This window comes from Albidovulum sediminicola (assembly GCF_025751575.1).
In the GTDB taxonomy this organism is placed as follows: domain Bacteria; phylum Pseudomonadota; class Alphaproteobacteria; order Rhodobacterales; family Rhodobacteraceae; genus Albidovulum; species Albidovulum sediminicola.
In genome coordinates, this window is the sequence record NZ_JAOWLA010000010.1 from 145,083 (window position 1) to 164,991 (window position 19,909).

At 68.2% G+C, this 19,909-nt stretch carries 20 protein-coding genes; 10 read left to right on the plus strand and 10 right to left on the minus strand.

The annotated features are described in order from the left end of the window. Positions 1-74 precede the first annotated feature (74 nt). Together OE647_RS12160 and OE647_RS12165 are read left to right on the plus strand one after the other, a co-directional pair. A complete protein-coding gene (locus OE647_RS12160; protein ID WP_263721998.1) occupies positions 75-1,250 on the plus strand; it encodes an FIST N-terminal domain-containing protein in 1,176 nt (391 codons plus the stop codon). Continuing rightward, positions 1,247-3,448 carry a PAS-domain containing protein gene (locus tag OE647_RS12165; protein ID WP_263721999.1) on the plus strand — a complete coding sequence of 734 codons (2,202 nt, stop codon included), beginning with the start codon at positions 1,247-1,249 and terminating at the stop codon, positions 3,446-3,448. The genes OE647_RS12160 and OE647_RS12165 overlap by 4 nt, the downstream gene beginning before the upstream one ends. A gap of 6 nt (positions 3,449-3,454) precedes the next feature. On the opposite strand, the gene OE647_RS12170 is transcribed toward OE647_RS12165, so the two are convergent. The 5 genes from OE647_RS12170 to OE647_RS12190 all read right to left on the minus strand — a co-directional run bounded on the left by OE647_RS12170 (position 3,455) and on the right by OE647_RS12190 (position 8,050). Next, positions 3,455-4,465: a molybdopterin-binding protein gene (locus OE647_RS12170; RefSeq protein WP_263722000.1), complete on the minus strand. Its 1,011-nt coding sequence runs from the start codon at positions 4,463-4,465 to the stop codon at positions 3,455-3,457. Beyond that, positions 4,465-5,436 (minus strand): XdhC family protein, encoded by a 972-nt coding sequence (locus OE647_RS12175; RefSeq protein ID WP_263722001.1) that lies wholly within the window; start codon positions 5,434-5,436, stop codon positions 4,465-4,467. Before OE647_RS12175 ends, OE647_RS12170 begins: the two co-directional genes overlap by 1 nt. A 71-nt stretch (positions 5,437-5,507) precedes the next feature. Continuing rightward, positions 5,508-6,773: a vWA domain-containing protein gene (locus tag OE647_RS12180; protein ID WP_263722002.1), complete on the minus strand. Its 1,266-nt coding sequence runs from the start codon at positions 6,771-6,773 to the stop codon at positions 5,508-5,510. 9 nt (positions 6,774-6,782) lie between these two features. Beyond that, positions 6,783-7,694, minus strand: coding sequence for an AAA family ATPase (locus tag OE647_RS12185; protein WP_263722003.1), 912 nt, complete (start codon positions 7,692-7,694; stop codon positions 6,783-6,785). A 104-nt stretch (positions 7,695-7,798) separates the two neighbouring features. Further along, a complete protein-coding gene (locus tag OE647_RS12190) occupies positions 7,799-8,050 on the minus strand; it encodes a DUF167 domain-containing protein (RefSeq protein ID WP_263722004.1) in 252 nt (83 codons plus the stop codon). 111 nt (positions 8,051-8,161) lie between these two features. On the opposite strand from OE647_RS12190, the gene OE647_RS12195 reads away from it, so the two are divergent. The 4 genes from OE647_RS12195 to OE647_RS12210 all read left to right on the plus strand — a co-directional run bounded on the left by OE647_RS12195 (position 8,162) and on the right by OE647_RS12210 (position 11,565). After that, positions 8,162-9,262 carry a class II histone deacetylase gene (locus OE647_RS12195; protein WP_263722005.1) on the plus strand — a complete coding sequence of 367 codons (1,101 nt, stop codon included), beginning with the start codon at positions 8,162-8,164 and terminating at the stop codon, positions 9,260-9,262. A 16-nt stretch (positions 9,263-9,278) separates the two neighbouring features. Then, positions 9,279-10,217: an ornithine cyclodeaminase family protein gene (locus OE647_RS12200; protein ID WP_263722006.1), complete on the plus strand. Its 939-nt coding sequence runs from the start codon at positions 9,279-9,281 to the stop codon at positions 10,215-10,217. A 77-nt stretch (positions 10,218-10,294) separates the two neighbouring features. Next, complete coding sequence (locus OE647_RS12205) at positions 10,295-10,873, plus strand: nitroreductase family protein (RefSeq protein WP_263722007.1); 579 nt, start codon at positions 10,295-10,297, stop codon at positions 10,871-10,873. Beyond that, the gene (locus OE647_RS12210; protein WP_263722039.1) at positions 10,873-11,565 is read left to right on the plus strand and encodes an EI24 domain-containing protein; all 693 of its coding nucleotides are present in this window, start codon (positions 10,873-10,875) and stop codon (positions 11,563-11,565) included. Before OE647_RS12205 ends, OE647_RS12210 begins: the two co-directional genes overlap by 1 nt. A 27-nt stretch (positions 11,566-11,592) precedes the next feature. On the opposite strand, the gene OE647_RS12215 is transcribed toward OE647_RS12210, so the two are convergent. Both OE647_RS12215 and mce read right to left on the minus strand, forming a co-directional pair. After that, positions 11,593-11,871 carry a DUF1467 family protein gene (locus tag OE647_RS12215; RefSeq protein ID WP_263722008.1) on the minus strand — a complete coding sequence of 93 codons (279 nt, stop codon included), beginning with the start codon at positions 11,869-11,871 and terminating at the stop codon, positions 11,593-11,595. Next, positions 11,871-12,275 (minus strand): methylmalonyl-CoA epimerase, encoded by a 405-nt coding sequence (mce, locus tag OE647_RS12220; protein ID WP_263722009.1) that lies wholly within the window; start codon positions 12,273-12,275, stop codon positions 11,871-11,873. The genes OE647_RS12215 and mce overlap by 1 nt, the downstream gene beginning before the upstream one ends. 155 nt (positions 12,276-12,430) lie before the next feature. On the opposite strand from mce, the gene OE647_RS12225 reads away from it, so the two are divergent. After that, entirely contained in the window at positions 12,431-13,135 is a 705-nt protein-coding gene (locus OE647_RS12225; RefSeq protein WP_263722010.1) for a response regulator, read from the plus strand. Between the two features lie 13 nt (positions 13,136-13,148). Here the strand turns inward: OE647_RS12225 and OE647_RS12230 are convergent, their stop codons facing one another. Further along, on the minus strand, positions 13,149-13,868 hold the full coding sequence (locus OE647_RS12230) for a GNAT family N-acetyltransferase (RefSeq protein ID WP_412174950.1): 720 nt from the start codon (positions 13,866-13,868) through the stop codon (positions 13,149-13,151). A gap of 228 nt (positions 13,869-14,096) precedes the next feature. Beyond that, complete coding sequence (locus OE647_RS12235; protein ID WP_263722011.1) at positions 14,097-14,315, minus strand: hypothetical protein; 219 nt, start codon at positions 14,313-14,315, stop codon at positions 14,097-14,099. 119 nt (positions 14,316-14,434) lie between these two features. On the opposite strand from OE647_RS12235, the gene OE647_RS12240 reads away from it, so the two are divergent. After that, positions 14,435-15,334: a LysR substrate-binding domain-containing protein gene (locus tag OE647_RS12240; RefSeq protein ID WP_263722012.1), complete on the plus strand. Its 900-nt coding sequence runs from the start codon at positions 14,435-14,437 to the stop codon at positions 15,332-15,334. On the opposite strand, the gene aspS is transcribed toward OE647_RS12240, so the two are convergent. Beyond that, on the minus strand, positions 15,335-17,113 hold the full coding sequence (gene aspS / locus OE647_RS12245; protein ID WP_263722013.1) for an aspartate--tRNA ligase: 1,779 nt from the start codon (positions 17,111-17,113) through the stop codon (positions 15,335-15,337). Positions 17,114-17,284: 171 nt separating this feature from the next. On the opposite strand from aspS, the gene OE647_RS12250 reads away from it, so the two are divergent. Together OE647_RS12250 and OE647_RS12255 are read left to right on the plus strand one after the other, a co-directional pair. Beyond that, positions 17,285-18,592, plus strand: a complete 1,308-nt coding sequence (locus OE647_RS12250) for a glycosyltransferase family 87 protein (RefSeq protein WP_263722014.1) — start codon at positions 17,285-17,287, stop codon at positions 18,590-18,592. Beyond that, positions 18,589-19,881, plus strand: a complete 1,293-nt coding sequence (locus OE647_RS12255; protein WP_263722015.1) for a glycosyltransferase family 87 protein — start codon at positions 18,589-18,591, stop codon at positions 19,879-19,881. Before OE647_RS12250 ends, OE647_RS12255 begins: the two co-directional genes overlap by 4 nt. Positions 19,882-19,909: the final 28 nt, after the last annotated feature.

The window sequence follows — 19,909 nt, forward strand, 5'->3', positions numbered from 1 at the left end:
GGCCCGGCTTGCGTCCGTCGCACCCCTTGCCTCGGGACCGGCCCGACCCTAGCGTTCCGGCAAGGGAGGCACCGATGACGACGCTGAAAGATGCCATCGCGCTTGGGCATGGCGGCTTGCCCGTCGTGGCAAGCGCGCACGCCCCTTCCGGCGCGCCCGATGCGCTGGAACGGATCGCCGCCCAGCTGGGTCCGGGGCCCTTTGCGCTCATCCTGCTCTTCGCCGCGTCCGAGGCGGGGCCACTTGCGCTGCCCGCGCGCGCCTCCAGCGTCTTCGCGGGCACTCCCGTTATTGGCTGCACCACGGCCGGAGAAATCTCATCCCAGGGCTACTGCGAGGGCGAGATCGTCGCACTCGCCCTGCCAAGCCAGCACTTCGCCGCCGAGTCGATCCTTATCGAGGACTTGCATCGGCTGGAGGCCGAGCATCTGACCGGGCTCCTGATCCGCGCGCGCCAGCGCCTCGCCCGCGCCCATCCCGACTGGCAGGGGGAGTTCGCCTTCCTCATGGTTGACGGTCTTTCCATCCGAGAGGACGAACTGGCCGCCGCGATCGCGCCCGGCCTGGGTCCGGTACCGCTTTTCGGCGGCTCCGCCGGCGACGGGACCCGATTTCGCGAAACCTTCGTGTTTCACGACAGCCGCGCGCTTCAGAACGCCGCGGTGCTGACCTTCGTGCGCACGGCCTGCCCGGTGAAGGTCTTCAGCCTGGATCACCTGCAACCGACACGCACCCGCATGGTCGTGACGGAGGCCGACCCCGCCCGCCGCATCGTCCGCCAGATCAACGCTGAGCCTGCCGCGCTCGAATACGCGCGCCTGCTGGGCAAGGACCCCGCGCAGCTGACCACCTTTACCTTCGCCGCCCATCCGGTCGTTGTGCGCATCGGCGGGCGCCATCACGTCCGCTCGATCCAGCGGATGCTGCCGAACGGCGACCTGGTCTTCTTCTCGGCCATCGACGAGGGGCTGGTGCTGACGCTCGCCGAACCCAGCGACATGGTTGACCACCTGGCCGGAGAGCTGCGCCGGCTGGCGGAGCCGGGGCCCCCGGCCGCGATCCTGGCCTGCGATTGCATCCTGCGCCGGATCGAGGCGCAGGATCGCCAGATGTTCGGGCGCATCTCGGATCTTCTGCGCGACAACCGGGTGGTGGGCTTTTCGACCTATGGCGAACAGTTGGGTGCGATGCATGTCAACCAGACCATGACAGGCGTCGCGATCTATCCGCCCTTGGGGGACGGCCCGTGACCCATCCCCTTATCAACCCCGCCGACCCGCCCGACCGGCAGCGCCAGAAGCTGCTTCAGATCGTCGATGTGCTGATGCGCCGGGTCGAGCAGGAAACCGACGACGGCGGGCGGGCCTATCAGCAGTTCCAGCGGGCCGTGCTGCTTGAGGACGAGGTGCGCGAGCGCACACGCGAACTGGAACGCGCGCTGGACCTTCTGAACGCGACCAACGCGCGCCTGGCCGAGGCGACGGCGGAGGCTGAGGCCGCGCGCCAGAACCTCGCTTCCGCGATCGAGACGGTGCAGGAAGGCTTTGCGCTGTTTGACGCCGAAGACCGGTTGGTGATGTGCAATTCGCGCTTCGGCATGCACATGTCCGACCTGCGCGACCATCTGGTGCCGGGCCTCACCTTCGCGCGCTTTGTCGAACTGGCCAGCCGCTCGGCCTTCCTGGAATTGCCGCCGGGCGAAAGCGCGGAAAGCTGGGCGGTGGGGCGCATGCGGCGCCATGCCGACCGCCACGTCATGTTCAACGTCCAGACCGTCGGCGACCGCTGGCTCCAGGTCTCGGAACACCGCACCCAGGATGGCGGGACGGTCATCCTTCAGACCGACGTGACCGACATCATCCGGCTGGAACGGCAGGAGCGTGGAAAGCTTCTGGACGACCAGGCCCGGATGATCCGCGCGACGCTTGAGCACATCAGCCAGGGCGTCGGCATCTTCGACGCGCAGGCACGGCTGGTCGGCTGGAACGGGCGGCTGGGGGCGCTGCTTGCCGTTCCCGCTGGGCGGTTCCGGATCGGTGTTTCCTTCGACACCCTGTCCGAAGCGCTGGGGGCGCAGTTTTCGCTCAACGACGGGATGACGCTTGAGCGCATCGCGGCCTGGGTCCACGGATCGCGCCCCCGGTCCGCGCTGACCTTCGAACTGCGTGGCGGCGCGGAGATCGTCCTGGCGGTGCTGGCGGAGGAAATGCCCGACGGCGGCTTCGTGATGAGCTTTTCGGACATCACCGCCGAACGGCGCGCGCTGCGCGACATCGCGGAGGCGAACGAAACGCTCGAACGCCGTGTCGTGGGCCGAACTGCGGAACTGGCCGAGGCATTGGGCCGCGCCGAACAGGCCAATGCCGCGCGCGCCCGTTTCGTCGCCGCAGCCAGCCACGACCTTCTGCAACCGCTCTCCGCCGCCAAGCTCTTCCTGGCCTCACTGACCGATGTGGGCCTTTCGCCCGAGGCGCAGGCGACATTGGCCAAGGCCGAGAACGCGCTTCTGAGCGTCGAGGGGATCCTTGACGCGCTCCTTGACATCTCCAAGCTCGAATCCGGTCGCGCCTCCGTCGATGTGGGTCCGGTTCCGGTGGGCCAGATCCTTGCGCGGCTGGCGGACGAATTCGCCCCCCTTGCCGCCGCCAAGGGGCTGCGCCTGACGGTCCGCCCCAGCAACGCGACCGTGACCTCGGACCCGACCTACCTGCGCCGCATCCTGCAAAACCTGATCGGCAACGCGATCCGCTACACCGAGCGGGGCCGGGTCCTGGTGGGCGCGCGCCCCTCCGGGGGCGGCCTGAGGATCGAGGTGGCCGACACCGGACCGGGCATCCCCGAGGCCGAACAAGCCAATGTCTTTCGCGAGTTTCACCGCCTGAACGCCCGCGCCTCGGCCTCCGAGGGGATGGGCCTGGGGCTGGCCATCGTGGAACGCGCCGCGACCCTTCTGGGCCATCCTCTGACGCTGCGCTCAGCGCCCGGGCGGGGCACGCGCTTCACCCTCACGCTGCCGCGCGCGGTGGCCGACTACCCGGTCGGGAGCCCCCTGCCCGACATCCCGGACGACGGCGCGCTGAACCCCGACGGGCGCATCGTCTGCCTGGTCGAGAACGACCCCGACATGCGTCGCGCCCTATGCCACCTTCTTGAGAAATGGCGCCTTGAGGTCATCGACCTGGAAACCGGAGAGGAGGCGCTGTCGCTTCTCGATGAAATCGGCATCCTGCCGGATCGGTTCCTGATCGACCACGACCTGGGGGATGGCATCGACGGGCTCGCGCTGCTGAGCCAGCTTCGGGACCGCTACGGCCCCGTCTCCGCCCGCCTGCTCACCGCCGTGCGATCCCAGGCGCTGGAGGCGGTCTGTGCCGCGGCCGGCGTCACGATCCTGCGCAAGCCGGTGGATGCGGCGGCGCTGGCGGCCTTCGTCCTGGGTGCGGACTAGGCGCCATCATCCCCGGCGGCGGGCCTCACGCGGCTGGGGCCGGATCGGGATCTCCTTCAGCAGGCCACCCACGCCCATGGCGGCGATGTCGTCGGTGGACAGTTCAAGCCCGCAGGCGATCCGCTCCAGCACCCAGTCCGCCCCGTTGAGCGCGGGCGAGCGCGCGCAGCCCGGCAGGCCGATCACCGGGCGCGATCCCAGCCGGCCGTGGAACAGCAGGTTGCCCGGATCGACGGGCATGCCGAAGCGCGCCACCGCCCCCCCGGCCCGGCGCAGGGCCTGCGGCGCCGTGTCGTAAAGGTCGGAGGTCGCCGCCTCGGTCAGGATCAGCACCATCCCCCCGGCGATGACGCCCAGCGCCTCGGCGATCGCCTCTTCCCGATGGGGGACCGCGCGCACCTCCTCCAGTGCAATGCCCAGCGCGTCGAGCCGCCCGGCCACGGTGGCCTCGGCCTTGCGCGCAAGCTTTCCGTCCTCGCCCGAAACCTCGGTCAGGATCAACCCGGCAGAGGCGATTTCGACCGGGCGCACGCGGATCGTTCCGGCCGCCGCCGCGCAGGCGGCCTCAAGTGCCGCACCCGGCGCCGCGTAGGTGATGATCTTGACCGTGCCCACCAGCATGCCCGGCGTCACCCGCGTCAGCGGGGCGAGGGTGGCGAGCGTGATCGCCGGGTCGAGGCGGTTCATCGCGTGGATGGCGGCGGCATCCATCTCGACGATCCCCGGCCGCGCCGCGTTCAGGTTGACGCGGCCGGCATGGGGGCGCGAGAGCGTCAGTCCCGCCGCCTCGGGGTCAGGGACCAGCGCCGAGGCAAGGGCCGCCGCCGCCGCGTCCTCGCCCACATCGCCGGGGTCGAGCCGCGCCACCGTCACCGCCTGGATCCCCGCCGCCAGGATATCCGCCACATGCCCGGCCTCAAGCAGCGTGCCTTTGGGCAGCTTTCGTCCGTTCAACTGCATGGAATGGGCCAGCACCGCCCCTTCCGCCTGATCGCTCGCGACCGGTCCGAACCGCATCAGCCCTGCCTCAGCACTTTCGTGATCTGCGCCATCACGGACACCGCGATCTCTGCCGGCGACTTCGCACCGATATCCAGACCCACGGGCGCGTGGATCCGGGCAATCTGGTCTGGCCCGAACCCCGCCTCGGTCAGGCGTGCGACCCGTTTCGCATGGGTTCGCGTCGATCCCAGGCAGCCGAGGTAGAAGACCTCCGCCCCCAGCGCCGCGCGGATCGCGGGATCGTCGAGCTTGGCGTCGTGGGTCAGCGTCACCACCGCCGTGCGCGCATCGAGACCAAAGGCCGCCAACGCCTCGTCCGGCCAGTCGTGGGACAGGTTTTCACCCGGGAACCGGGCCTGCGATCCGAAGGCCTCGCGCGGGTCGATGACCAGGCAGTCGTAGCCGCAGGCGCGGGCCATCGGCACCAATGCCTGCGCAATGTGGACAGCGCCCACGACCGCAAGGCGCAGCGGCGGATTGTGGATCGCGATGAAGCGGCCCTCTTCCACCCCCGACTTGTCGGCGCGGAACCGGGGGGCCAGACCGTCGCCGGGCCCTGCAAGGCGGCGGTCCCAGCTTTCCAGATCGACGACATAGGCGACAGGCTGGCGCGCGGCGCGCGCGGCCACAAGCCCGGCCAGCAGCGCCTCGGGCAGCGCGGCGCCGACGGGTTCGACCAGCACGCTGATCTTGCCACCACAGGCCAGCCCGACCGCAAAGGCCTCCTCATCGCTTACGCCGAAGCTGAGGACGCGCGGGCGTCCGTCGCCGAGCGCCGCGATCGCTTCCTCGACCACCGCGCCTTCGACGCAGCCACCGGAGACCGAGCCCATCATCTCCCCCCGCCCCGACACGACAAGCTGACTGCCCGTGGGGCGCGGGGCCGATCCCCAGGTCTCCATCACCGTCGCCAGCGCCGCACCGCGGCCTTCGCGATGCCAGGTCAGCGCGATTTCGGGAATGTCGTCGTGGGACAGCTCGGTCATGGCGTACCTCCGATGGCCAGTATGTGCCCGGCGCCAGCGGCCCGCCAGTGGCAAAAGGTCGGGGGCACCGGCTATCCCCCGCCGCCCAGCAGGCGCATCAGGCGGTCCTTTTCGCCCCGGTCGCCCGGATCGGAAATGGCCCGGCCCAGCGCCTCCAGCGAGGCGATGGAATGGCCCGCGCGGAAGGCGTCCACATGCGGCAGCATCGCGCGGATGCCACGGGCCTTGGGCACGAAACCGTCCCAGCGTAGGAGAGGGTTCACCCAGACCAGACGGCGGGCGGACAGATGCAGCCGCTCCATCTCGCGACCAAGATCGGCCTCCGCGTCGCGGTCGAGGCCGTCCGAGACCAGCAGGACCACCGCCCCCTGCCCCATCACCCGGCGCGACCAGTCGCGGTTGAACGCATGCAGGCAGGACCCGATACGCGTGCCGCCCTTCCAATCCTGCGCCTCGGCCCCGGCGGCGGCCAGCGCCGCATCCACATCGCGCTCTGCGAGGTGCCGGGTGATGTTCGTCAGCCGTGTGCCGAAGGTGAAGGCATGAACCCTGGCCCAGCCCGCCCCCTTGTGGTTGGCCACTGCATGCAGGAAATGCAGCACCATGCGGCTGTATTGCGACATCGACCCGGAGATGTCGCAAAGTACAACAAGATTGGGCCAGCGGGTCCGGCGGCGGCGCAGCGACAGGGCCGGAACCTCTCCGCCCCGGCGCAGGGCGGCGCGCATCGTCGCGCGCCAGTCGGCCAGTTGCCCGCGCGGATCGGCCTGGCTGCGGCGCGACTGGATCGGGCGCACCGGCAGCGAAAGCCGGGCGATCATCCGCTTGGCCTCGGCGATCTCCGCGACCGACATCTGCTCGAAATCGAGCCTGCGCAGGCGCTCCCGCTCGGACTGGGTTCCGCTGGCGTCCACGTCGATCTGGATGTCATCTCCGCGGTCATCCTGCGGGGGTGGCGGGGGACGGTCGATTCCGTCCAGCAGCGCCTCGGCTGCGCGCTTTTCGGCGGCGGCGGCCAGGCGTTCGTCCTGCACGCCCTTCAGGCTGGGCAGAAGCAGGCTCATCATGTGTTCGAGGTATTGCGGATCGCGCCAGTAGAGCCGGAAGATCTGCGCGAAAACCGCCCGCTCCTCGGGGCGCGAGACGAAGGCCGCGTGCAGCACCCAGTAGAAATCGCGCCGCTCGGTGAAGCCCGCCGCCTCCACCGCGCGGATGGCATCGACGACGCGGCCCGGTCCGACCTTCAGCCCCGCCTTGCGCAGGGCGCGGGCGAAATGGGTGATGTTGTCGGCCAGCCGCCCGTTTTCGGGAATGTCGAGGAGCCGTCCTGCGGTCATGTCCGCCCCCTATACGGCAGCGGCCTCGGCCCGCACCTCGTCGAGGATCTTCTTGGCGGGCGATCCGGCGATCTTCTGGATGTCGTCCTGATACTTCAGGATCGCGCCCAGCGTATCGGCGATGACCTCGGGCGAGAGCGCGATCACGTCGAGCGCGAGCAGGCACTTGGCCCAGTCGATGGTCTCGGCCACGCCGGGCTTCTTGAACAGGTCCTCGGTCCGAAGCTTCTGGACGAAGGCCACGACCTCGCGGCTCAGCCGGTCGGTGGCCTCCGGGGCGCGGGCGTGGACGATCTGCATCTCGCGCTCGAAGTTCGGGTAATCGACCCAGTGGTAGAGGCACCGCCGCTTGAGCGCGTCATGGACCTCCCGCGTGCGGTTCGAGGTCAGGATCACGATCGGCGGCTCAGGCGCCTTGATCGTGCCAAGCTCGGGGATCGTGACCTGGAAGTCCGACAGAGCCTCCAGCAGGAAGGCTTCGAAGGGTTCGTCGGTGCGGTCAAGCTCATCGATCAACAGAACCGGCGCGCCACCCGGCTGGGGGCGCATCGCGGCCAGAAGCGGGCGCTCGATCAGGTAGTCCTCGGTAAAAAGTTCCGTCCGCAGCGCGTCACGGTCGGCCCCGCCCCCCGCCTCGGCCGTGCGGATCGCGATCATCTGGGCCGCGAAGTTCCAGTCGCAGACGGCGGAGGCCGCATCGAGCCCTTCGTAACACTGAAGCCGGATCAGGCGGCGCCCGAGCGCGGCCGCGACGGCCTTGGCGATCTCGGTCTTGCCGACGCCGGCCTCGCCTTCCAGGAACAGCGGCCGGCCGAGCTTCAGCGACAGGAACACGACCGTCGCCAGCGCGCGTCCGCAGACATAGTCCTGCTCCGACAGCAGCCGTTCGACGGCCTCGATGGATTCGGGTATGCGTGTCACCTTGCGCTGGCTCCCCCCTGCGGTGGCCCCATGCTGGCAGATCGGCCCGAACGGTCAAGCCTTGCCGGGCCTTTGACCTATGCGACCAAAGGACCGGTTCCGCCTTATTCGGCGAGGCGAAAGATCTTGTCGCGCGCCGTCTGGCCGCGCACCAGCACCAGCCGAGACTTCGCCACCCCCAACTCTTTCGCCAGAAGCTTGCGCACCGCCTCGTTGGCCTTGCCGCTTTCGGGAACGACGGTGACATAGACGCGGATCGCGCCATCCTCGACCACGACGGCATTGCGTGAGGCGCGGGGCGTTACGCGGACCGATATCTCGGCCCCGGGCCGGGCCATATGCGTCAGGTCGTCCATGCGCCCTGTCTGGCACGACGGCGCCTGATTTCCAACCGGCCACGGCCTTGCCGCCCTTGCGCCGGGCGCGCGCCTTCGGTCAAACTGCGCGCGACCGAGAGGGAGCCCGCCATGACCACCGCCTTCTTCACCGACGAGCGCAGCTTCTGGCATGGCGGGGGCAACTATGTGCTGACCGTTCCCGTGGGCGGGCTGGTCGAGCCGGGCGGCGGGCTGCCCGAGTCGCCCGAAACCAAGCGGCGCCTGCGCAATCTGATCGAGGTTTCGGGCCTCGCCCGCGATCTGGCCATCCAAAGCGCCCCGGAAGCCACCCGCGAGGATCTGCTGCGGGTCCACCCGGCCAGCTATCTGGACACGTTCAAGGCCGCCTCCGACGCGGGCGGGGGCGAGTTGGGCCTGCGCACCCCCTTCGGCCCCGGCGGGTACGAGATCGCGGCGCTGTCGGCCGGGCTGGCGAAGGGGGCGCTTTTCGCCGTGCTGAAGGGCGAGGCGGAGAATGCCTATGCGCTCTCACGCCCGCCGGGCCACCACTGCCTGCCAGACTGGCCGAACGGCTTCTGCCTTCTGGCCAACATCGCCATCGCGATCCGTGCGGCGCAGGCGGCGGGGCTTGCGCGCCGCATCGCGGTCATCGACTGGGACGTGCATCACGGCAACGGAACCGAGGCGATCTTCATCTCCGACCCCGAGGTGCTGACAATCTCGCTCCATCAGGAACACAACTATCCGCTCGACACCGGCGGGGCCGAGGTGCGGGGCGAGGGCAAGGGCCACGGCTTCAACATCAACGTGCCGCTGCCCCCGGGCACCGGCCATGCGAGCTATCTTGAGGCGATGGAGCGGATCGTGCTGCCCGCGCTGGCGCGCTTCCGGCCAGAGGCGATCATCGTCGCCTCGGGCTATGACGCCTCGGCCATGGACCCGCTGGGGCGGATGCTGGCGACGGCGGAAACCTTCCGCCTGATGACACGCCAGGTCATGGGGGCCGCGCGCGATCTCTGCGGCGGACGGCTGGTCCTGGTGCATGAGGGCGGCTATTCCGAACTGCATGTCCCCTTCTGCGGTCACGCCGCGCTTGAGGAGATGTCGGGCAGCGCCGCCCATGCCCCCGACCCGCTGGCAGAGACCTTGCGCAAGCGCCAGCCGGGGGCGGCCTGGCAGGCCCATGTCTCGGCCCATATCGCCGCGCTGGCGAGCTACTTCCTACCGTAGAGAGGGGGCGAAGCGGATGAGCAGCACGATCCCCCATCTTGACGCCGAAACGCTGGAAAAGCTCGCCATCTCGCCCGCCGAAGCGGTGGACAGCATCGAAGAAGCCATTCGGAACGCCGCGGCCGGAACTGTCCAGACCGCGCCCAAGGCGACGATACAGACGCCAGACGGGCGCTACATCATGGCGACGCTCGCCGCCTCGGACGATCCCCCGGTGCTCGCGGTCAAATCGCTGGTCCTGAATCAGGAAAACGCGGCCCACGGACTGGCGCCGATCAACGCGGTGGTGACGCTTCTCGACAGCCGCACGGGGCTGCCGCTGGCAACGCTTGACGGGAACTGGGTGACGGCGGTCCGCACCGCCGCGCTAAGCGCCTGTGCGGCAAGGCGGATAGCCCTGCCCGGCGCAACCCGCGCCGCCTTCATCGGCACCGGCGTGCAGGGGCGCAGTCACCTCGCGGCCTTCGCCGCGCTCTTTGGCCTCACCGAGGTCCGCGCCTTCGGCCGGGGCGCCGAGAACACCCGCGCCTTCAACACCCTCGCCGAGAGCCTCGGCCTGCGGGCAACCACCGCCACGACCGCGCGCGAGGCGGTCGAGGGGGCGGAGATCATCGTCAGCTCGGTCCCCCATTCGGGCGATTTCGCCCCGCGCCTCGATGCCCGGCTGTTGGCGCCTGGCGCCTTCGTCACGATGGTCGATCTTGGCCGCGCCTGGGAGCCGTCGAGCCTTGCCGCCTTCGACTGCCTCGTTATCGACGATCTGGAACAGGAACGGGTCATGCCGACCCCGCTGGCGCCAACGGACTGGGTTTCCGGCGATCTGGCCGGACTGGTGCAGGGACGCATCGCCGGGCGCCGCACGCCGCAGGACCGCACGGCCTTCCTGTTTCGCGGCCACGCGCTTGGCGATCTTGCGCTCTCTGTGGCGATCTGGCGGCGCTACGCGGGCCGATAGGGCCAACCGCCGGACATCTGCCCTTGACCCCGATCGCTGCGCGCCCGACATGAAGGCATGCGATAGAGGAGACCGAGATGCCCGCCCCCAATCCCGCCGCGATGGAGTTCTTCCTGACCCGCCGCTCCCGGCCCGCCAAGATCCTGACGACCCCGGTCCCCACGCGCGAGGATCTGATGCCGATCCTGACTGCGGCGGCTCGTGTCCCTGACCACGGGAAGCTGGAACCCTGGCGCTTCATCGTCCTGGAACGGAGCGCACTTCTGCGCCTTGCCGATGCCGCCCGCCGTCGCGGCGCCGAGATGGGGATGGAGCCGGAGCGGATCGAAAAGGGCGCCCTGCAGTTCGCGGACGCACATCTCGCGGTTGCGGTCGTGAAGGTGCCACGCGACACCGTCAAGGTGCCGGAGATCGAGCAGACGCTCTCGGCCGGGGCGGTCTGCCTGGGGCTTCTGAACGCGGCGCTGGCCTCGGGCTGGGGGGCAAGCTGGCTGACGGGCTGGCACGTTCACGATGCGGCCTTCTGCCAGGAAGCCCTCGGTCTTGCCGCCGATGAATGGGTCGCGGGCATGATCCATATCGGGACCGAAACCAACACCCCGCCCGACCGGCCCCGCCCCGACATTGCCGCCATCACCGAATGGGTCGCGGCGTGATCTTCACCGCCTTCCTCGATGCCCTCGGTCAGCTTGGCGACCGGCGCTTCCTGCGCGTGGTGCTTTTGGGCGTTGCGCTTTCAACTGCGCTTCTGGTGGCATTCTACGGCGGGCTGATCCTGGTGATCGACACCTTCACCCCGGACAGCTTCGCGCTTCCCTGGGTGGGGGAGATCGACGGGCTGCACACCCTGCTCGGCTGGGGGTCGTTGCTGGTCATGATCGTGCTTTCGATCTTCCTGATGGTGCCGGTCGCGGCCGCCTTTTCGGGGATCTTCCTCGACGCCGTGGCCGAGGCGGTCGAGGCGCGCCACTATCCGCACCTGCCCCCCGCGCCCAAGGTTCCGATGGGCGATGCCGTCATCGACGCCGTGAACTTCACCGGCGTGCTGATCGGGGTGAACGCGCTGGCCTTGATGCTGTGGTTCGTCGTCGGACCGTTCGCGCCCTTCGTGTTCTGGGCCCTGAACGGTTACCTGATCGGTCGGGAATACTTCCAGCTGGCAGCGATGCGCCGGATCGGGCGGCAGGCGGCGCGCCAGTTGCGCCGCGACAACCGGCTGACCATTTTGGCCGCCGGAATGCTGATGGCGGCGCCGCTCACGGTGCCGATCGTCAACCTCTTCATCCCGGTCCTGGGGGCCGCGACCTTCACCCACATCTTCCACCGCCTGAACGGGACGCCGAACTGAGGCTCCCCGCCTCAAAGCGCGAGTGCCTCAGTTCGCAGGCGGGGGCAGCCGTCCGAACCAGTCGAGGTCGTAGATCGTCACCCATCCCGACAGGATGATCCCGGCGATCGCCGACCACAGGACGATGGTGATCACCGTGGTGATCTTGGCCTTGCGGAGGATCTTCGCGTCACTGGGCGCGCTGGCGGGCGTACCCGGCGTCACCTCGCCGGATTCGGCCTGGCTGCCGGGGCGGATCTGAAGGACGATGTAAAAGACCAGAAACCAGATCACCGCAAAAAGGACGATGCCCCCCGTGATGTTCATCAGACCTGCTCCAGTTCCACGAGGCAGCCGTTGAAATCCTTGGGATGCAGGAACAGGACCGGCTTGCCATGGGCGCCGATCTTGGGCTCGCCCGTCCCAAGGACGCGGGCGCCCTGGTCCTTCAGCCGGTCGCGCGCGGCCAGGATATCCTCGACCTCATAGCAGATGTGGTGGATGCCCCCGGCGGGGTTCTTGTCGAGGAACCCCTTGATCGGAGAGTTGTCGCCCAGCGGGTAGAGCAATTCGATCTTCGTGTTCGGCAGTTCGATGAAGACGACAGTCACGCCGTGATCGGGTTCGTCCTGCGGCGCGCCGACCTTGGCGCCCAGCGTGTCGCGGTATTGCGCCGCGGCGGCCTCCAGGTCCGGAACGGCGATGGCGACATGGTTCAAACGTCCGATCATGGGGATCTCCTCTGGCGCTTCGCAGTCCTTATGGGGCGCGCGGACGGCGCGCGCAAGCGTCAGGGCGCCGCATCGGGAACCCGTTTACCCGGTGTTAGCCTTGATGGTCCGACACTTCCCCCATGAGTCGTCCACATGATGGCAGGAGGAAGAGAATGACAGACGGATGCGATGCCTTCCGGCCGCTCCACCGCCCCACGGCAGAGGCCCCGCTGGCCGGGCTGACGGTTCTTGTCGTGGAAGACAGCCGCTTCGCCTCCGAGGCGCTGCGCCTGATGTGCCTGCGCTCCGGCGCGCGCATCCGCCGGGCCGATTGCCTGCGCTCGGCCGAGCGGCACCTAGCGACCTATCGCCCCTCGGTCGTGATCGTCGACCCCGGCCTGCCGGACGGTTCGGGCCTCGATCTGATCCGGGGGCTGGACGCGCTGGTGCCGCGGGTTCCGGTGATCCTCGCGACCAGTGGCGATCCGGCGGCGGAGACGCCCGCCCGTATCGCGGGGGCGCAGGGGTTTCTGCCAAAGCCGCTCCACAGCCTCGCGGCGTTCCAGTCCGCCGTGATCGAGGCCCTGCCGCTCCACGCCCGCAAGTCCCGGCGCGCGGTGCGGGAGGTGACAATCCGCCCCGACCCGCTGACGTTGCACGAAGATCTGGCGATGGCGGACCGGCAGCTTTCGATGGCCGGGGGCGGCGCGCGGCTCGACTATATCGCGCAGTTCCTGGCCGGGCTCGGCCGGGGTTCCAGCGACAGCGACCTTCTCGACGCCGCCAAGTCCCTGCGCGGTGTCCCACCAGCGGAGGCCGCGCGCCGTGTCGGCGCGGTGCGCGCGCTCGTCACCGCGCGGCTGCGCGCGGGCGCCTAGGCGGGGGCCAAACCTAGGCGGGGGTCAAAAGCGGATCGCGCGCGACGAGTACCGGGCGCGTCAGCGCCGCGAGCGACTGCTTCTGGCGCCCCTCGGCATCGAAATTCGAGGGGTTCAGCCAGGCTTGATAGGCCGTCCGCAAGGCGGGCCAGTCCCGGTCGATCGCAGCGAACCACGCCGTGTCGCGGTTGCGGCCCTTGATCACCGCCGCCTGGCGAAAGATGCCTTCGTAGCTGAAGCCGAAGCGCTCCGCCGCGCGGCGCGATGCCAGGTTCTGGGCGTTGCACTTCCATTCGTAACGCCGGTAGCCCGCCTCGAAGACCCACGCCATCATCAGGAACATTGCCTCGGTCGCGGCGCGTGTGCGTTGCAGCGCAGGTGAAAACAGGATGTGCCCGACCTCGATGGAGCCCGCCTCGGGCGTGATGCGCAGCCAGCTTGCGACACCTTCGGCCCGCCCGGTGTCGAGGTTGCGGATCGCGTAGAACCAGGGGTCCGGTTTGGCGGCCATGCCCGCAACCCAATCGCCATAGGCCGCTGAAGAGGCAAAGGGGCCATAGGGCATGTAGTCCCAGACTGCATCGGTCGCACGCGCCGCAGCGTCAAGCTCCTCCGCATGCGCGACCGTCAGGCGTTCGAGCCGGGCATGGCGCCCCTCAAGCACCGCAGACCCTGGCCAGACCGGCGGGCGCCAGCCCTGCACACGCTCACCGATATCGCGCACCTCTGCCATCTTCGCCCCTTTCCCGAACCATTCGGATCAGATTCCTGCCGCATTTCTGGGGGATTGTCCGTCCTTACACAAGGGAGCCACGGGGCCGGGGTGAAGGGATGAAGCAGCGCGTGCTTGAGATCGTGGAAAAGCCGGCGGTCGGTTGGGCCTTCTTCGCGGTCTGCGCGGGAACGCTTGCCTTCTCCGTTCTTGCAACGGCGGCTTCGGCCTTCTGACATCACGCACGGGTCAGGAATGGTGTCCCGCCGCAGGGCCGCTTGAATCGCCATCTATGCGCTGCGCAAGCCCGTGCAGCATCTCCGCGATGCGATGGCGCAGGGTCTCACCGGGATCGGCGGCGGCCGCCGCCTCGCAGTGGGCCATCATGTCGGAATAGCTGTGAACCCCCTCGCAGAGCAGCAGCAGGTCCAGTTCCGTCATTTTCGGGGTCTCGCGGTGCGGTGCCATCGTTTCCTCCCATGGCTTGAGCGTTCCGTTGAATGCAGGATAACGCCCCAGCCGCGTTGACAACAAACGACGGTTTCTCACATCATCGGTTAGGAAAGATAACGTGTCAGGGGGGCGCGATGAACCGCCGCCTGCCCAACCTCAACCAGCTTCGCGCCTTCGAGGCTGCGGCCCGGCACCTGAGCTTCAAGAGCGCGGCCGAGGAACTGCACGTCACCCACGCCGCGATCAGCCACCAGATCAAGGCGCTGGAGGAAGACCTCGGGCGACCGCTGTTTCATCGGCTCACGCGCAAGGTGGAACTTGCCCCGGATGCGGCGGCGTTCGCGCAAAGCCTGGGGATCAGCTTCGACCGGATCGCGGAGGCGGCCGCCCTGGTCCGGGATGCGCGGGCGGAGGGGGTGATCCGCATCTCCGCGGTGCCCGCCTTCGGGTATCGCTTCGTGCTGCCCCGGCTGGGACAGTTCCGCGAGGCATTTCCCAAGATCGAGGTGGAGATCGAACTGCATGCCGGTCTTGCGGACCTGGGCGGCGAGGGGTTCGACGCGGCGCTGCGCTACGGCGCCGGAACGTGGCCGGGGCTCGACGGGATGCTGATCTTTCGCGACCTGCTGGCGCCGATGGCCAGCCCCGCCCTGCTGGCCGGCCGCCCGCTTCCGCTTGGCGATGACGAAATCGCAGCACTCCCCTATGCCGTTTCCCCGGGGGCGAACCGGGACTGGCGCAGGTGGTTCCGCGCGCGGGGGCGGGAAAACCCCGCGCGCCCCCAACCGATCGCGCTGGAAAACCGCGCGGTGGTCCTGGACTACCTGCTGTCGGGGGCCGGGGCCGCGCTCGCCGATCTGCGCTTCGTGGCCATCGAACTGGCCGCCGGCCACCTCGTGCAGTTGCATCCCGAAACCGTCAGCGGCACCAACGGCACCTTCCTGGTCTGGCCCAAGGCATCGGTCGCGGACCCCAGGATCGCCGCCTTCGGCACCTGGCTGAAACAAGAGGTCGATGCGCTGAACGCGCCCTGATCACTCCTTCGGAAGAACCCGCAGGCGAAGCTCGCGCAACTGCTCGTTGGTGGGTTCGCTCGGCGCGCCCATCAGAAGGTCCTCAGCCCGCTGGTTCATCGGGAACATGATGACCTCGCGGATGTTCGCGGTGTCCGCCAGCAGCATCACGATGCGGTCGATCCCGGCCGCGCAGCCGCCATGCGGGGGCGCGCCGTAGCGGAACGCCTTGACCATGCCGCCAAAGCGCTTCTCGACCTCGTCCTTGCCGTAGCCCGCCAGTTCGAAGGCCTTGAACATGATCTCCGGCTTGTGGTTGCGGATCGCGCCGGACACCAGTTCGTAGCCGTTGCAGGCCAGGTCGTACTGGTAGCCAAGCACCTTCAGCGGATCGCCCTCAAGCGCCGCCATGCCCCCCTGCGGCATCGAGAAGGGGTTGTGGCTGAAATCGATCCGGCCGGTTTCGGCGTCTTTCTCGTACATCGGGAAGTCGACGATCCAGGCAAACTTGAAGCAGTTTTCCTCCGTCAGCCCCAGTTCGCGGCCGATCTCGGTGCGCGCGCGGCCCGCGACGCCCTCGAAGGCCTCGGGCTTGCCGCCGAGGAAGAAGGCCGCGTCGCCCTCGCCCAGGCAAAGCTGCACGCGGATCGCCTCGGTCCGTTCGGGCCCGATGTTCTTGGCGAGCGGCCCTGCGGCTTCCATCGCGCCGTCCTCGCCCTTGCGCCAGAAGATGTAGCCCATCCCCGGCAGGCCTTCCTTCTGCGCAAAGGCGTTCATGCGGTCGCAGAACTTGCGGCTGCCGCCGGTGGGGGCGGGGATCGCGCGGATCTCGGTCCCTTCATTTTCCAAGAGTTTCGCGAAGATCGCGAAGCCCGAGCCGCGGAAATGCTCGCTCACGACCTGCATCTTGATCGGGTTGCGCAGGTCGGGCTTGTCGGTGCCATACCAAAGCGCGGAATCCGCGTAGGAGATCAGCGGCCATTCCGGATCAACCGGGCGGCCGCAACCGAATTCCTCGAACACGCCTTGGATGACCGGCTGGACGGCGGCGAAGACATCCTCCTGCGTGACGAAGCTCATTTCCACGTCAAGCTGGTAGAAGTCGGTGGGCGAGCGGTCGGCGCGCGGGTCTTCGTCGCGGAAGCAGGGCGCGATCTGGAAGTAGCGGTCGAAGCCCGCGACCATGATCATCTGCTTGAACTGCTGCGGCGCCTGCGGCAGCGCGTAGAACTTGCCCGGATGAAGACGCGAAGGCACCAGGAAGTCGCGCGCGCCTTCGGGAGAGGACGCGGTGATGATCGGCGTCTGGAACTCGTTGAAGCCGATATCCCACATGCGGTTGCGCAGCGACCGCACCACGTTCGAGCGCAGCATCATGTTGTGATGCAGGCTGTCACGGCGCAGGTCGAGGAAGCGGTAGGTCAGCCGCGTCTCTTCCGGGTAGTCGAGATCGCCGAAGACCGGCAGCGGCAGTTCCTCGGCCGGGCCCAGAACCTCGACCTCGGTCACATAGACCTCGATCTCGCCCGTCGGGAGCTTGGGGTTCACGAGGCTTGCGTCGCGCGCCTTCACGCGGCCATCGACACGGATCACGGTTTCCGCGCGCAGCTTCTCGATCGCGGCGAAGGCCGGGCTGTCGCTATCCGCCAGCACCTGCGTCATGCCGTAGTGGTCGCGCAGGTCGATGAAGAGAACGCCGCCGTGATCGCGCACCCGGTGGACCCAGCCCGCGAGCCGGACGGTCTGCCCGGCATGGGACTTATTGAGATCGGCGCAGGTGTGGCTGCGATAGGCGTGCATGAGCATCCCCTTTCAAGAGGCGAGTTCCCGTGGTCCGCGCCGATACACAGCGGGACGCGCGCGAAGTCAAGGCCCGGGCGCGGCGTGGGCCTTGGCTTTCTGTCTCATCCGGGCCACAGTGCGCTCGATCGGGAAGAAGGCCGCGGCCGACGAGGGATTGCGCGAAAAGACATGTGGTCCGAGTTTTTCCACCGCCTCGGCGACCCGGCGCGCCGCAACCCCCAGGCCGTGCTGGCCATTGTCATCGTTTGGGCTTGCATCGCGCTCTATATCCACTGGCTATCCCCAGGCTCCGACCTTTGGGCTTTGTATGTGGCAGGCCATTTCATCGCCGAGGGGCAGCCGCACCTCGTCTACGCCTCGCCCGACGGGTTCTTCGGCGGCACCGCGCCGGAGTGGGGTGCGGTGGTGGCGGCGCTTGATCTGCCCAGCGATACCGCGTTCCCCTACATCTACCCGCCGATCTGGGCCTGGATCATGTCATGGGTCACGCCGCATATCTCTCCGCAGGCGTTCGGCCGTGCATTCCTGATCGTGAACATCGCACTTTGCGCGCTGTCGGTTCTTATCGCGGCGCGTCTTGTGCGGCCCGTCAGATTGTCGCTCCCGCTGTGGTGCGTCACGGCCGGCGCGCTCCTCCTGTTCTCCGTCTTTTCCTACGCGGCCCTGTTTTTCAACCAGCCGCAGATCGTGGTGACATTCCTGATCCTGCTGGCCTTCGAGCGCCTTCTGGCGGGCGCCGACAAGAGCGCCGGGGCATTGCTGGCGCTTGGCGCGGCAATGAAGATCATGCCCGGCGTCTTCGTGATCATCATGCTTGCCGAGCGGCGCTGGCGCGCTGCCGGGTCCTTCGCCTTGACCGGGATCGCGCTGCTCGCCGCCAGCATCCTGCTTGCCGGGCCGGACCTGCACCGCGATTTCCTAGCAGCGCTTTCCAAGGTTTCAGGCAAGCTGGCGGCGGTGCCCGTGAACGGAAGCGCCCAGCTTGTGGCAACCTTCGTGTTGCACCAGTGGGGCGTCCTCACCTCGGTCGATATCTCTAACAGGGAAATCCTGACGCAGCTCAACACGCCTTCGCTGCCGCTGATCAACTGGGGCGCGCGGTTTTGCCTTGTTGCGCTCACCGCGTCGTTCTTCGTGCGGGTGCGCCCGCTTCCGCTTCAGAAAAGGATCGCGCTTTCGGTTCTGGTCTTGTCGATCCTCCTGCCTCTGTTCAGCCCGATTGGCTGGCTGCACTACTATCTGCTTCCCGTCATGATGCTGCCCGTCCTTCTGGACAGGTGGTACAGTCTCCGCTCGGCCGCGATTTTCGCGGCGCTTCTAACCCTGCTGTCATTCGAACTGTTCTTCAGCACGATCGTCGACTTCGGCTTGCTTTGGCCGATCGCGAATTCTGTGCTCGTGATCTTCTGGGGCGCCGTCCTGGCCACGCTATGGTGGATCGCCGGTGAAGAGGCCCCGTCGCGGGGATCGGCGTGACCGGCTTTTCCGCGCAGAACGGCACGCGTGACGTGGGGTTCTGCGTCCTCCTGCTGACGCTTTGGGTGCTTGCGGCGTTGTCCGGTCACTGGCAGAGCCCATCTTCCGATCTCGCGCCACTTTACCTCGCGGGGCATTTCCTCGCCGAAGGGCGCCCGGAGCTGGTCTACTCGGCGCCGCCGCACTTGGTTGGCGGCACCCCGGCGGAATGGCTGGAGACCGTCGCGGCCATGGGCCAGCCCTGGAAGGATGCCTTTCCCTATATCTATCCGCCGATCTGGGCGAAGCTTCTGTCCTATGTGACGCCCCATGTCGGGCCTTTTGCCTTCACCCGCGCCGCGATGGTCCTGCAGGTAAGCCTGCTGGCGGGTGCGGTGGTTCTGGCTGCGCGGCTCGCGCGGCCTGCGGGGGTGCGGCCGCTGATCTGGGTCGCGGTCTCGCTCGCGCTGATCCAGACCTCGGTCTTTTCCCAAACCGCGCTTTATTTCAACCAACCGCAGATCACGGTGATGTTCCTGACGCTGCTAGCCTTCGAAAGGCTTCAGGCGGGGCAGGATCGGACGGCGGGCGTACTTCTGGGGCTGGCCGCCGCCATCAAGATCCTGCCGGGGGTCTTCGTTCTCCTATTTTTCTACGAGCGGCGCTGGCACGCTGTCGCGGCCTTCGCCGCGACCGTGGGCGCGCTGGTGGCGCTCAGCTTCCTTCTGGCCGGTCCGGAGCTGCACGCCGAGTTCCTTGAGGCCGTCGACAGGGTGGAAACATCGCTGCCCGTGGTGCCTTCGAATGCCTCCGTGCAGGTGTCGGTCCTGCTTTTGCTGCACAAGCTCGGGGTCATCACGCTCCCGATCACGGGGGTGGGGGCCTATCTGTCGCCGCAGGTTTTCCCGGCCGTGCCGGTCGTGGCTCTGGCCGCGCGGATCGCCTTCCTGGCGGCGGCCCTGATGTTCGCCTACCGCCTATGGCCGCTGCCGCCACGGACGCGCCGGGCCTACGGGCTGCTCGCGCTGTCGGTCCTCATCGCGCTTTTCAGCCCGGTGGGCTGGCTGCATTACTACACGATCAGCCTGCTTCTCCTGCCGCAGCTTGCGTTCAGGGCGTCGCCGCGGGTGGCGATTCTGGCCCTCGTGGTGTTCGGCGCGCTCACCTCCTCGACGCTCTACATCAATTCGGTCGTGGTTTTCGGCTGGGACTGGACCGTCATGAACATCACGGTTTCCGTGGTCTGGCTTCTGGTTCTGGCGCTGATCTGGGTCTTGGCCGGGCAAAGAGCGCCCGAACGCGCGGACTGAATCCGCCATCCGCTCTTGCGCCCCGGCG

Bases quoted from the DNA above. Each gene is read 5' to 3' on its own strand.
- OE647_RS12175 (WP_263722001.1), bottom strand. From the start codon at position 5,436: ATGACCGAGCTGTCCCACGACGACATTCCCGAAATCGCGCTGACCTGG.
- OE647_RS12240 (WP_263722012.1), top strand. From the start codon at position 14,435: ATGAACCGCCGCCTGCCCAACCTCAACCAGCTTCGCGCCTTCGAGGCT.
- OE647_RS12180 (WP_263722002.1), bottom strand. From the start codon at position 6,773: ATGACCGCAGGACGGCTCCTCGACATTCCCGAAAACGGGCGGCTGGCC.
- OE647_RS12160 (WP_263721998.1), top strand. From the start codon at position 75: ATGACGACGCTGAAAGATGCCATCGCGCTTGGGCATGGCGGCTTGCCC.
- OE647_RS12170 (WP_263722000.1), bottom strand. From the start codon at position 4,465: ATGCGGTTCGGACCGGTCGCGAGCGATCAGGCGGAAGGGGCGGTGCTG.
- OE647_RS12205 (WP_263722007.1), top strand. From the start codon at position 10,295: ATGCCCGCCCCCAATCCCGCCGCGATGGAGTTCTTCCTGACCCGCCGC.
- mce (WP_263722009.1), bottom strand. From the start codon at position 12,275: ATGATCGGACGTTTGAACCATGTCGCCATCGCCGTTCCGGACCTGGAG.
- OE647_RS12215 (WP_263722008.1), bottom strand. From the start codon at position 11,871: ATGAACATCACGGGGGGCATCGTCCTTTTTGCGGTGATCTGGTTTCTG.
- OE647_RS12200 (WP_263722006.1), top strand. From the start codon at position 9,279: ATGAGCAGCACGATCCCCCATCTTGACGCCGAAACGCTGGAAAAGCTC.
- OE647_RS12225 (WP_263722010.1), top strand. From the start codon at position 12,431: ATGACAGACGGATGCGATGCCTTCCGGCCGCTCCACCGCCCCACGGCA.
- OE647_RS12230 (WP_412174950.1), bottom strand. From the start codon at position 13,868: ATGGCAGAGGTGCGCGATATCGGTGAGCGTGTGCAGGGCTGGCGCCCG.
- OE647_RS12235 (WP_263722011.1), bottom strand. From the start codon at position 14,315: ATGGCACCGCACCGCGAGACCCCGAAAATGACGGAACTGGACCTGCTG.
- OE647_RS12190 (WP_263722004.1), bottom strand. From the start codon at position 8,050: ATGGACGACCTGACGCATATGGCCCGGCCCGGGGCCGAGATATCGGTC.
- OE647_RS12195 (WP_263722005.1), top strand. From the start codon at position 8,162: ATGACCACCGCCTTCTTCACCGACGAGCGCAGCTTCTGGCATGGCGGG.
- OE647_RS12250 (WP_263722014.1), top strand. From the start codon at position 17,285: ATGTGGTCCGAGTTTTTCCACCGCCTCGGCGACCCGGCGCGCCGCAAC.
- aspS (WP_263722013.1), bottom strand. From the start codon at position 17,113: ATGCACGCCTATCGCAGCCACACCTGCGCCGATCTCAATAAGTCCCAT.